The sequence below is a fragment of the Paenarthrobacter sp. 2TAF44 genome (genome assembly GCF_052114885.1).
Classification (GTDB): domain Bacteria; phylum Actinomycetota; class Actinomycetes; order Actinomycetales; family Micrococcaceae; genus Arthrobacter.
In genome coordinates this window covers 386,968-399,189 of sequence record NZ_JBFRFP010000001.1, presented here as the reverse complement: position 1 = coordinate 399,189, position 12,222 = coordinate 386,968, and the positions used below count along the sequence as shown (strand labels likewise).

The following is a 12,222-nucleotide window of genomic DNA, read 5'->3' as shown; positions in this document are numbered from 1 at the left end:
GTGGATGAATCCGGAGAAGGATCGAAGATTGTGTCCGATACGCATCGTATCCTATAGTCGTGACGAAGAACACGTCTCGAGGAAGAGGACCCACGTATGGCAATCGCAACCGTCAACCCCACCACCGGTTTGACCGAATTGATCATTGAGCCGCACAGCGCGGAGGAAGTCCAGGAGCGAATTGCAGAATCGGCCAAAGCTGCCCAAGCGCTGCGGTGGACAACCTTTGCCCAGCGTGCGCTGTGGATGCTCGCTGCGGCGGAAATTCTCGAGGAGCAGGCGGAGGGCCTGGGGGAGCTGATCACCGTTGAGATGGGTAAGCCAATTGCGCAATCCATTGCCGAAGTGCACAAGTGCGTTAAGGCCATGCGCTTTTATGCCGCGCGGGCCGAGGAATTCCTTACTGACGCTCCCTTGGACAACCCGTCATCGGTGGGCGCCAGCAGGGCGTGGACCCGCTACGAACCGTTGGGGACCGTCCTGGCGGTCATGCCTTGGAACTATCCGTTGTGGCAGGTCATTCGTTTTGCGGCCCCGGCGCTCATGGCAGGGAACTCGGGCCTGCTCAAACACGCATCAAACGTGCCGCAGGCCGCGCTCTTTCTGGACACGCTCTTTGAGCGGGCGGGTTTCCCGATTGGCTCTTTCCGCACCCTGCTGATTGGCGGCTCTGCGGTGGCCTCCGTGCTGGCCGATGAGCGGGTCAAGGCCGTCACGCTGACCGGCTCCGAGCCGGCAGGACGTTCGGTGGCTGCCATCGCCGCCGATCACGTAAAAAAATCCGTGCTGGAGCTTGGCGGCTCAGATCCTTTCATTGTCATGCCTTCGGCCGATGTTGCGGAGGCAGCAGCGACCGCCGTCCGTGCGCGTATCAGCAACAATGGCCAGTCATGCATTGCCGGCAAGCGCTTCATCGTGCACACCGAGGTCTACGACGCTTTCGCCGCCGAATTCGTGAAGCTGATGTCGGAGCTTTCCGTGGGGGACCCACTGGACCCCGCAACCCAGGTGGGACCGTTGGCCACCCTGTCCGGACGCGACGAGCTGGCTGAACTCGTCGAGGACGCACGCGCTTTGGGCGCCCAGGTGCTGACTGGCGGGACAGTCCCGGAAGGTCCGGGCTTCTTCTACGCCCCGACGGTGCTCGCCGGCCTAACTGAAGAGATGCGGATCATCCAGGAAGAGGCCTTCGGTCCAGTCGCGTCGCTGTACCGTGCCCATGATCGCGAGGATGCCTTGCGGATTGCGAACCAGACTACCTTTGGGCTTTCGAGTTCAGTGTGGACCGGCGATGTTCAGGAGGAGGAATGGTTCCTGGCGAATCTCGACGCGGGGGCGGTCTTTATCAACGGCATGACGGTTTCGTATCAAGAGCTTCCTTTCGGCGGAATCAAGCGCTCCGGCTTTGGTCGTGAACTGGCTGCGGACGGCATCAGGGAGTTCTGCAACCTTAAGACAGTCTGGAAGGCCTAAGCCGGCGGGCGCCGTTTTAAGCGCTTCCATGCACCCTTGTGCCCCCGCGTGATGCATGTTACTTTTTATTCGAAACGATACGTACTGAACTTGAAGGAGCGAGATGACTAACGTCAACGTCGACGTCGTAGTGATCGGGGGAGGGCCTGTTGGAGTCACTGCCTTGGCCTTGTTGGGGCGCGCGGGTCTGACCGCCGTCGGCGTGGAGCGGGATGCCCAGGTTTGGCCAACCGCCCGCGCAGTGCATTTTGATGGTGAAACCTTCCGTACCCTCCAATCGCTGGGGGTAGCAGAGCGCTTTGCCGAAGCAACTTTGCCGATGTCCTCCTTCCACATTGAGAATGAGGAACGGGAAGTCCTTGTGTCCGTGCCCACTGGCCAATTCGGCACTCAGGGCTGGCATGATGACCTCACTTTTCACCAACCGGACATCGAAGTTCTGCTACGGGGCGTGGTGGAAGAACTTCCCGGTGTTGAGTTCCGACAAGGCGCCAACGTGATCTCAGTGCGCAACCAGGGAGCCGGCGTCGCAGTGGCGGTGCGGGACGCTGACGGCACGGAATCACTCATCCATGCCCGCTGGGCCATTGCTGCGGATGGGGCCCGTTCGTCAATCCGCCAGGCGTTGGGGATTGAGTGTGAAAAGCTGGGTGAAGATGCGCAGTGGCTGGTCGCAGACGGCATTTTGGAAGAAGGCCCTGGGTTGTCTTCCGACATGATCTTCCTGGGCCATCACACCCGGCCCTCCCTGTGGATCCGCCTGCCCGGCAAGCGTGTTCGCATGGAGTTCATGTTGATGCCGGGGGATGACCCCGAAGAAATTGCAACCCCCGCGGGCGTTGAAAGAATCAGCCACGGCGTCCTGCCGGCAGGGAAGTTTGTGGCAGACCGCCTCGCCACCTATACCTTCCGCGGCCGCATCGCGCAGCAGTGGCGGGCCGGCAACATCTTCCTGGCAGGAGATGCAGCCCACCAGGCACCCCCGCTTTTTGGGCAGGGACTTTGCGCAGGAATGCGGGATGTGGCCAACCTCGTCTGGAAGCTTGACGCTGTCAAGCGGGGCACGGCCAATGAAAGCCTGCTCGACACCTATGAGAGTGAACGCATGCCGCATGCACGGTTCTGGGTGGAGCAGGCAACAAGAGCGGCGGGTTTCATGCAAACAACCGACGCCGAGATCGCCAAGCAGCGTGACGCCTTCATTCGCGCAAACCCTGCTGCCTCCGCCCCGGTAGCCCCCGCACTGGGGCCGGGCCTGCACGAAGGTGGCGTCGATGAACGTGCCGGCAGGCTGGCCATTCAACCGATCCTCAGCGACGGAGTGCGTCTGGATGACATGGTGGGAAGCCGGTTCCTGGTGGCAACAACACACGAAATCTATTCGGCAATCCCATCCCAACTCCGCGAACAACTCGAGGATTCCGCCGACGTCGTGGTCCTGTTTGATCCGGCAAAAGTTGGCCAGATCCTTCAGGCCGCCGGCGCCCAAGCTGTTGTCATCCGCCCCGACCGCTACATCCTGGGCTTAGGCGATACCCCTGACGCGCTGGAGCGCCTCATCGGCAGAATCCCGGGCCTTGCCCGGGAAGTGCCGGCATCCCTCTAAAGCAAAATTCGACAGACCACACACGGACAGGAACACAGGAGCGCATCATGGCATTCAGCCCGATCACACACCTCAGGCACTTCGACATCGCAGTGCCTGATTACCAAAAGCAGGTTGAGTTTTACAAGAACCACTGGGGACTCACCGAAATGGAGAACGACGGCGACGTGACGTACTTCGCCGCCGAAGGCTCACCGGAACAGTATTCGGTGCGTGTTCGTAAGGCCGATGAAAAGCGCCTCGACATGGTCGCTTTCGGTGCAGCGGACAAGGCCTCAGTGGACCAACTCGCCTCGGATCTCATTGCCAAGGGCGTAAAGCTGATCGGCGAACCCGATGACGTCAAGACCCTTGGAGGTGGGTACGGCTTCCGGTTCTTCGACCTGGAGGGACGCACTATCGAGGTCTCATCAGACGTAGACGTACGCAAGCACCGCAAGATCGAGGAACGCGAGGCGATTCCGGTGCGGCTCTCCCACGTGGTGCTCAACTCTCCTGAACCCGAGAAAATGCGCGCCTGGTATGAGCAGATGCTTGGCTTCCGCCTCTCCGACACCCTGAAGCACCCGCACATGGGGGATCTCTTCTACTTCATGCGCTGCAATGCCCAACACCATTCCATTGCGATCTCCCGCGGCCCGCATGCTTCACTGCAGCACGCATCCTTCGAGCTTCGTGGCATCGACGAGTACATGCGCGGCAGCGGCAGACTGCTGCGTTCGGGATTCAGGAAGATCTGGGGCCCCGGCCGTCACAAAGCCGGAGACAACACCTTCACCTACTTCCACGATCCCAACGGGAACACCATGGAGTACACCACCGAACTGGACTCGGTGGACGAGGATACATGGCATCCAAGCATCTTCGACACCCGCGATCCTGAGACGTCCGATCAGTGGGGAACCGGGGGCGACATGGACGAATTTATCGCCCGCGAGATGTTCAACGACCAGGACAAGGGCCTTTATGTCCCCCCGCCGGTATAGCGGCACCAAATGATGGACATTGGAGGATTCATGGAAGAAGAGCAAGTGAACGGCTTCACGCTGGGCACCTTCGAAAAGGCCGGGGAGAGCTTCCCCGGTGCGGTCTTTGGAGACCGCGTAGTTGACCTGCGCATCGTGCTGCCGGGAATTTCACGCATCGGCGATCTCTTCGCCGATTGGGACGCACACCTGGATGTGCTCGGGTCCATCGACGCGGCCGCGGCGCGCACCCTCCCGCTCGAAGGACTGAACGTGCAGGCGCCGGTCCAGCCGGTGGGCAGCATCATCGCCGCCGGGGCAAACTACCGCGAGCACGTCGTGCAAATGAGCGTCGCCCACAAGCTCGGCAAGGAAGGCGCGGACCCAGCGCAATTAGCAGCTGACGCTGCGGCCGAAATCGACGAGCGGGGCCGCTCGGGGGATCCGTATGTCTGGACGGGTATCCCCTCGGCGGTGTGCGGAGCCTACGACGACGTCCAACTTCCTGATGTGGGTGGCAACGTCGACTGGGAACTGGAGCTCGGAGTGGTCATCGGACGAAAGGCCCACAGGGTCTCAGCCGAGGACGCTCTTGACTACGTGGCCGGATACACCATCGTCAATGACATCACCGCACGCACCTTGGTCCCGCGCAACGACATCGCGATGATGGGTACTGATTGGTTTCGCGCGAAAAACCAGCCCACGTTCTTCCCTACGGGCCCCTACCTTGTGCCGAAGCGGTTCGTCCCGGATCCGGCAAAGCTGCGGATCCGCCTGAGCCTGAACGGCAATCCAATGCAGGATGCCCTGGCCGATGACCTGGTCTTCGACATCCCGAGCCTGATCGCCTACGCCTCCTCGGTAGCCGTCCTGCTGCCCGGCGATGTCCTCATCACTGGTTCCCCGGCAGGCAACGGTTCTCATTGGGGCCGTTTCTTGAGGGACGGCGACGTCATGGAGGCGGAAATCAGCGGACTGGGCACTCAACGGTCGACTGTTCGCGGGCCCAGCGGACAGTTGCCCCCCTGGTATGTGGATCGGCCGCTCGCCGTCGCTGCTGCTGGCGGAGCCGCCCAGTGACCCTGCGCCAGAGGACCTTGCGCCAGAGCCATTTTGTTCCGCCAGTGTCCTATCTGCTGGCGGAAGATCTTGGATTCCTGCGAGGATCAGATGTGGTGCTCACCCGCACCACCTCAAGCGCCGAACAGCTTCGAGCCCTGCTCGCAGGGGAACAGGACATGGTTGTCACGGCGATCGACAACCTGTTCGAGTGGACCCTGGCAGGGGCCGACCTTCGCCTGGTGGCCCAAGTGGAGGCGACCACGCCGCTGGGTATCCATGCCCGCAGTGGCCTCGCGACGATAACGGATCTGGCTGGTTGCCGGTTCGCCGTTGACGCTCCCAACAACGGTTTCGCGCTCATCGCCAAGCGTCTGCTGCGGGACGCCGGCGTCGAGGTCGACTACAGGGTAGTGGGTGGTGTGCGCGAACGCCTGGATGCACTGCTCGACGGCGAAGTGGACGCGACGCTGCTCGGGGCGCCGTTGGACAAACTTGCGGAGAAGTCCGGATTTGCCCGAATAGTGGACATCAATGCATGGCTGCCGGAGCTGCCGGGCCAAGGACTGGTGGTCCGTGCCGACGTCGTCGGATCCGTGGAACTGGAACGCTACCTCAGGGCCTTGGCACGCGGCGTGGAGGCCGGAGTTCAGCTGTCAGATGCGCAGGGCATCGAATTACTTGAACGCTGCGGTTTCCAGGCTGGGGCGACGAGCGCATGGGACTCACGGGCGCGGACGCTCACCGTGGACCAGCGCGGGCTGGAGCTGTTGACCGGGATCCGACAAAGTCTGGGCATGCTTGGGCAGGGCACTTCCCTGAAGGAACTCTGCGACACTGAACCGCTGCTGAAGGCCTTGGAGCCCGCATCCCGGGAGTCGTGACCCGATAATCCTCACCGTACTGGCTACTACTGCACGCATCATCGTCGTGTGACCCTACAAACCTCCGAGGGACTTGCTATTGCAATCCCCATATCTCGATACGATACTGTACGTATCGTATGAATAAACGAAGGAAAAATCATGAAACTGGGACGGATAGCAGTGCCCACGCCCGACGGCGAAGAGATTCGCCTGGTTGCGGCCCAGCCGGAACAAGGCCGGGTCATTGATCTCGCACGCGCCTACGCACTAACGCTTCAACGCAAAGCCGCCGAACCTGACCGGGCGCGGGCGCTGGCCCGCGCAGTTCTGCCCGGCAGCCTGGCTGCCGGAATCGGTGGAGGCTCCATATTCCTGGATGCGGCCCACGACTCACTGGCCGCCGCCGACGATGCCTCATACGGCATTGACGAGGTGTCATGGCGAGCGGCAGTCGACGCCCCGGTGATACGCGACGGCCTGACTTTCGAGCAGCATATCCAAAACTTCCACCGTATTGTGGCCAAGGCCCAGCCGGCACGCTCAATTTACGAGCGGCCGGGCTATTTCAAGGGCACCACGGCCATGTCCTACGGACACAACCAGGAGCTTCCCTACCCCGATTTCACGAATGCCCTGGACTGGGAGCTCGAGGTTGGATACGTCGTGGGCAAGTCCGGCAGTGATCTGACCCCTGATACGGCGCTGGACCATCTCTTCGGCATCACCGTCTTCAACGACTTCAGCGCACGCGATGTTCAGGGTGCGGAAATGGCCATCGGCATGGGCCCGCAAAAGTGCAAGGACTTCGGCTACGGCATCGGCCCATGGGTCACCACGATGGACGAAGTCGATTCAATCGAGGGACTGCGCGGGCAGGTCCGTGTCAACGGCGAAGTCCTCTCCGACACCAAGGTGGAGGACTTCGTCTACACGCCGGCCGAGTTGCTGGCTTACGTCTCCATCTCGGACCGCCTTCAGCCTGGGGACCTCATCGGCTCCGGCACCATGGGCTTCGGCGCCGGCGTGGAGATCGGTAAATTCCTGCAGCCCGGCGACGTCATTGAGCTTGAACTCGAAGGCGTCGGGACGCTTCGCACCCCGATTTCCACCGAACGCCAAAAGGCGCCCTGGTGGCCAGAGCCCCGCACTTACCCCCACGACGAATGGGTGGCGTGATGACACGGCCCCCGGTTCGCCGTGTCGTCACCGGACACGACGACAATGGTCGCGCCATTATCCTGTCGGATGGAGCGGCCCCCAACCACTGGTCCTCGGACATGATTCCGGGATTTGGTGCCACGGTCCCCTGGATGACGGAGGCAGAGGCGATCGATCATGTGAGCGACGAGGATCCGGCTGGCGCGGACGTCGAGATCCCCAGCTTCCCTGCCCCGGGCCAGACGATACTGCGCATCGCCGATTTTCCGCCGGACTCTGTGTACCCGGACGAGGCTGGCTCGGTCATCTTCAACGAGATCGACGGACACGAGGAGGCTGAAGCCGGGGCCGAGCACAGCGGTTCCAGGCATTTCTGGTTCCACCGCACTGACTCGCTGGACTATGCGGTCGTTCTTGAAGGTGAAATCACGCTGCTGGTTGACGAAGGTGAGGCAACCATGCGCGCCGGTGATGTGGCCGTGCAACGTGCCACGAGCCACGCCTGGTCCAACCGCACGGAGCAGACCGCCAGGGTCCTGTTCGTACTGATCGGAACCGAACCGCTGACCGCGGCACAGATTGCCGAGCAGCGCAGGAAGGCCTCCCGGCACTTGGAGAGGGCATGATTACCAACGCGCAGGCCGCAGATGGCGAATTGATCTGGCAACCTGATCTGGAACGGGCGCCCGAGACCGGCGTTGGCCGATTCGCCGAGTTCCTGGCCGGCCACAGCGTCGGGATTGGGGCGGGCTACGACGAACTGTGGCAGTGGTCAGTGGATGAGCCCGGGAAGTTCTGGGAGCTTTTCGCCGAGTTTGCCGGCGTCGATTTAGGTGGAACTCCGGGGCCGGTGTGCAGCGGCGACCCCATGCCACACACGCGCTGGTTCCCCGGCCGCACGCTCAACTTTGCAAAGCATCTGCTGCAGGGCCACGAGGGAGTCGCCCTCATCGGCATCGATGAGGATGGGAAGCGCGAGGAGGTCACATGGGCTGCGCTGAGGAGGGACGTTGCCTCCTTGGCTGCCCATCTTCGTAGTTGCGGCGTAGGCCAGGGCGACAGGGTTGTCGGAATACTTCCCAACGTTGCCGAGGCCGTCGTCGGGCTGCTTGCCAGTGCGTCCGTCGGCGCTATCTGGTCGGTCTGTGCCCCGGAGTTCGGCCCGGGTGCAATCGTTACACGCTTTGCCCAGCTCGAACCAAAGGTCATCCTTGCCGCGCCGGGCTACCGACTCGGCGGGAAGGACCGGGACCGTCGTGGTGAGCTGGTGGAAATCATCGCAAAGCTGCCTACGCTCGAGCACATCATCTGGGTGGGGCGGCATACTTCCATTCCAAGTGTCCCCACCCAGGTCCCGGCCACGGATTGGGAGCAGGCCATCGCCGATCCAGCGGAGCTTGTCTTCACCGACCTCGAGTTCAGCCACCCCCTGTGGGTACTGTTTTCTTCGGGGACCACAGGGATTCCCAAGGGGATCGTTCACGGTCACGGCGGAGCGCTGCTTGAGGAGCTGAAAATGCTCCTTATACATTCCGACCTGCGCCCGGGGGACCGATACCTCAACGTTGCTTCCACCAGCTGGGTGTTGTGGAACTCGCTCGTCTCTGCGCTCGGAGTCGGTGCCACGGCGGTGCTCGTTGATGGAAACCCCACTTTCCCGTCCTTGGACCGGGTATGGCAGATCGCTGCAGCAGAGCAGATTGCTGTCCTGGGCGTGGGTGCTGGTTTCATCCACGCCTGCGCAAAGGCGTCCCTGGCACCGATGCTCGACCATGACCTGGCTGCCTTGAAATCCGTTCAGGTCACAGGTTCACCGCTCTCCGCTGACGGCTATCGCTGGGTTTACGGCAATGTGGGCGATGTCTGGTTGAACTCGATGAGTGGCGGTACTGACATCGCCTCCATTTTCGTAGGGGGATGTCCCACACTGCCCGTCCATGTCGGCTATATCCAAGCACCTGCCCTTGGGGTACGTGTGGAGTCCTGGGATGAAGTCGGCAATCCCACGCGTGGTAAGGGCGAACTGGTGGTTACCCAAGCAATGCCATCGATGCCGCTGAGCTTCTGGGGTGATGACGGCAGCCGCTATCACGATAGCTACTTCGCCACATATCCAGGGGTGTGGCGGCATGGGGACTTTATCGAGTTCACCCTGCAGGGCATCCTCATCCACGGCCGCTCCGACTCAACCCTCAACCGCAATGGGCTGCGGCTCGGTTCGGCAGATATCTATGCCGTAGTTGAATCATTGCAGGAGGTCGCCGAGGCCTTGGTTGTCGGTGCGGAACTGGGCGTTGATTATTACATGCCACTCTTCGTCCACTTGGCCGACGGCGCCGACCCGAGCATCGCTCGGGAAGCCATCACCAGATCGATTCGGGAAAACCTGTCCGTTCGGTACCTTCCCGACGACATTGTCTTCATGCCGGGAATTCCGCATACCCGCACTGGAAAGAAGCTGGAGGTCCCCGTAAAGCGGCTCTTGCAGGGTGCACCACTGGAATCGGTCGCAGATCTCGGGTCGGTGGACAACGCTGTCCTGCTGGAAGGATATGCAAGGTTTGCCCTTAGCCGGCAGACCGTATCACCCTAGGTGGCGCCGCCCTACGGGCAATGGAAATGGGGGAAGGACGAGCCGGACCGGCGCAAGCGAGGTCCGGCTCGTCGTCGTGCTTGGGCCCTTACGTCAAAGCGGTCCAGAAGCTGATTCGCCCCCCAGCGACGTCCAGCGCCGCTTTACTCGGGCTGAGATGCATCCAGGATTTCGACGGCGTATTGCACCAGCGCCTTGGCCCGGTTCGTGAGGGCCGCTTCCTTGGGCCACACCGCGACGACGGAGGTCTGGCCGGCGCGGGGGCGGAGGTGCCTGGTGACGAGACCTTTGCCTTCGCTCGAGACGGGGATCTGGTTGGGCCTGGACATCAGCAGACTATAGCCGAGTCCCCGCCCGACCATTGCCCGGACCAGATCGATTTGCGGTACTACGGCCCCGAGCTGTGGTTTGAGGCCGCGTTGGGCGAACATCAACTGCGTATATTCGGTGCTGGGTGCCGTGTTGAGCATGATGAGCGGCTTGCTAGCCAAAGCTTCCAGTTCAATGTCCTCTTCCTGGGCAAGGGGGTCGTCGGCGCCCAGGACTGCCATGACTTCGGTTTGGTAGATGACTTTGCGTTCCACGTCCGCGGGAAGGCCGATGTCATAGACGATCGCAGTGTCCAGGCTTCCGTTTTCCAGAGCGGGCAGCAGGTCGGCATGGTCTCCCACCGTGATGCTGATTTCCACTTTTGGGTGGCGTTTTGCCATGCCCTCGAGGACGGCGGGGAGCACGTTGCTTGCCAGGCCTGTGTAGCAGCCCAGTGACACCGGGCCTTTGAGCTCGCCACGAAGCTCTCCCAACCCCTCGGCCAGTGCACTGGCTTCCCGAAGCAATTCCCGGGCCCGCGTTGCGAAGTGGCGTCCGGTGGGTGTCAGGTGCATTCCCTTGGCTTTCCTGCGAATGCACAGCTGTTCCCCCAGTGCCGCCTCCAGCTCACTGATGGCATGGGACAGCGCCGATTCGGAGATGTGCAGCTGTTGTGCTGCTGACCCCAAGGTGCTGTGTTCGGGGAGCGCGGCGAACAGTTCGAGCTGTCGAAAGGTGAACTTCGGCACTTGAGTCTCTATTCCTAAGAAATCGAATTACTTCTGCTGATATCCGCAGTTTACTGGAGAATGTTTTGCCATGACACTGATTACACGAGGACGTACCAGTAGCACCGGGTACACAATGACGTGCCAGTAGGAGCAAGCCATGACGACACAAGCGGGCGAGTGCCCGTTCCACGGGAACTCAGTGATTACCCATACGACAACAGACCCGGTTCGCAGTATCGGCGGAGAGGAGCCTGCAACTGTTTCACCGGATGCCGCTGACTACCCGGTGGCTGATTGGGTTGACGTAGCGGCCCTTGCAACTAATCCATACCCGACTTATGCCCGGCTCCGGGCGCAGTCTCCGGTGGCCTGGGTTCCGCAGCTTAACAAGTTCCTGGTGACGAGTTACGCCGGTTGCCACACGGTTGAACAGGATCAGGAGCTGTTCAGTGCTAACGTTTCGGGTGCAACGATGACCCGGGCGATCGGCGCCCAGCCAATGTTGCGCAAAGACGACCCGGAGCACGCCGCAGATCGGGCGCCTGTAAATCCTGTTCTTCGTCCCAAGTCCATCAAGGAAGTCTGGGGACCGGTTTTTGAGCGTAACGCCGAGACCTACCTTCAGAAAGTCGCCGAGCTGGGGCCGGACGAAGCGGATCTGAACCGGGATTACGCAGCCCCCGTGGCATCGCAGAATCTCATTGACCTCCTGGGATTGAAGGACGTTTCCGTGGAGCAGGTGCGGCGCTGGTCTCATGACTTCATCGCCGGGATGGGAAATGTTTTGAATGATCAGTCGATCTGGGACCGGTGTGATGCCGCTACCGCGGAGGCTGATCGCTTGCTGGAGGAGCTCATCCCCTATTACCGGCAGAATCCGGACGCCTCGATGGTGTCCGCTTTTGCCAACAGTGGACTCCCCACCGCCAATGTTGCAGCCAACGTCAAATTGACCATTTCCGGTGGTATGAACGAGCCGCAGCATATGGTCACCAACATGGTGTGGGCGCTGAGCAATCATGTTGACCAACGCGAGCAGGTCCTTGCTGATCCAGCTTGGTGGGCATCAGTGTTTGATGAGGCGGTCAGATGGCAGTCACCGATCGGAATGTACCCCCGGGAAACGACACGGGAAACTGTCCTTGAAGGCGTCCGTATACCTGCCGGCGCCGGTATCGGCGTCGTCGTGGCATCTGCCAACCGCGACGAGGGCCACTTCGGCGCTTCAGCTGCAGAATTCGATATCAATCGGACCAAACGCCCCCACCTCGCCTTCGGCAGCGGCGTCCACCTCTGCGCCGGTCACTGGGCGGCGAAGACCTCCATTGGCCAGATCGCCGTGCCGATGGCCTACGAGCGCTTTCCGGGCCTGCGCGTGGACCAGCGACGGAGTGAAAGCTGGGATGGCTGGGTCTTCCGCGGACTGACCAGCCTGCCCGTCACCTGGAACTAACGCAAC

At 61.6% G+C, this 12,222-nt stretch carries 10 protein-coding genes; 9 read left to right on the top strand and 1 reads right to left on the bottom strand.

Annotated features, from left to right (window positions below; genetic code table 11):
* Window positions 1-96 precede the first annotated feature (96 nt).
* The 8 genes from AB4Z15_RS01700 to AB4Z15_RS01665 all read left to right on the top strand — a co-directional run bounded on the left by AB4Z15_RS01700 (window position 97) and on the right by AB4Z15_RS01665 (window position 9,723).
* Entirely contained in the window at window positions 97-1,473 is a 1,377-nt protein-coding gene (locus AB4Z15_RS01700; protein ID WP_442015757.1) for an aldehyde dehydrogenase family protein, read from the top strand.
* A gap of 103 nt (window positions 1,474-1,576) precedes the next feature.
* Entirely contained in the window at window positions 1,577-3,079 is a 1,503-nt protein-coding gene (locus AB4Z15_RS01695) for a bifunctional 3-(3-hydroxy-phenyl)propionate/3-hydroxycinnamic acid hydroxylase (RefSeq protein WP_442015756.1), read from the top strand.
* A gap of 47 nt (window positions 3,080-3,126) precedes the next feature.
* The gene (locus AB4Z15_RS01690; RefSeq protein ID WP_442015755.1) at window positions 3,127-4,065 is read left to right on the top strand and encodes a VOC family protein; all 939 of its coding nucleotides are present in this window, start codon (window positions 3,127-3,129) and stop codon (window positions 4,063-4,065) included.
* A gap of 30 nt (window positions 4,066-4,095) precedes the next feature.
* Complete coding sequence (locus AB4Z15_RS01685; RefSeq protein ID WP_442015754.1) at window positions 4,096-5,127, top strand: fumarylacetoacetate hydrolase family protein; 1,032 nt, start codon at window positions 4,096-4,098, stop codon at window positions 5,125-5,127.
* Window positions 5,124-5,990 carry an ABC transporter substrate-binding protein gene (locus tag AB4Z15_RS01680; protein WP_442015753.1) on the top strand — a complete coding sequence of 289 codons (867 nt, stop codon included), beginning with the start codon at window positions 5,124-5,126 and terminating at the stop codon, window positions 5,988-5,990. Before AB4Z15_RS01685 ends, AB4Z15_RS01680 begins: the two co-directional genes overlap by 4 nt.
* Window positions 5,991-6,131: 141 nt before the next feature.
* A complete protein-coding gene (locus AB4Z15_RS01675; protein WP_442015752.1) occupies window positions 6,132-7,148 on the top strand; it encodes a fumarylacetoacetate hydrolase family protein in 1,017 nt (338 codons plus the stop codon).
* Window positions 7,148-7,756 carry a cupin domain-containing protein gene (locus AB4Z15_RS01670; protein ID WP_442015751.1) on the top strand — a complete coding sequence of 203 codons (609 nt, stop codon included), beginning with the start codon at window positions 7,148-7,150 and terminating at the stop codon, window positions 7,754-7,756. Before AB4Z15_RS01675 ends, AB4Z15_RS01670 begins: the two co-directional genes overlap by 1 nt.
* Window positions 7,753-9,723: an acetoacetate--CoA ligase gene (locus tag AB4Z15_RS01665; protein WP_442015750.1), complete on the top strand. Its 1,971-nt coding sequence runs from the start codon at window positions 7,753-7,755 to the stop codon at window positions 9,721-9,723. Before AB4Z15_RS01670 ends, AB4Z15_RS01665 begins: the two co-directional genes overlap by 4 nt.
* A gap of 143 nt (window positions 9,724-9,866) precedes the next feature.
* On the opposite strand, the gene AB4Z15_RS01660 is transcribed toward AB4Z15_RS01665, so the two are convergent.
* The gene (locus AB4Z15_RS01660) at window positions 9,867-10,781 is read right to left on the bottom strand and encodes a LysR substrate-binding domain-containing protein (protein WP_442015749.1); all 915 of its coding nucleotides are present in this window, start codon (window positions 10,779-10,781) and stop codon (window positions 9,867-9,869) included.
* A 139-nt stretch (window positions 10,782-10,920) separates the two neighbouring features.
* On the opposite strand from AB4Z15_RS01660, the gene AB4Z15_RS01655 reads away from it, so the two are divergent.
* On the top strand, window positions 10,921-12,216 hold the full coding sequence (locus AB4Z15_RS01655) for a cytochrome P450 (protein ID WP_442015748.1): 1,296 nt from the start codon (window positions 10,921-10,923) through the stop codon (window positions 12,214-12,216).
* The last annotated feature ends 6 nt before the right edge of the window (window positions 12,217-12,222 follow it).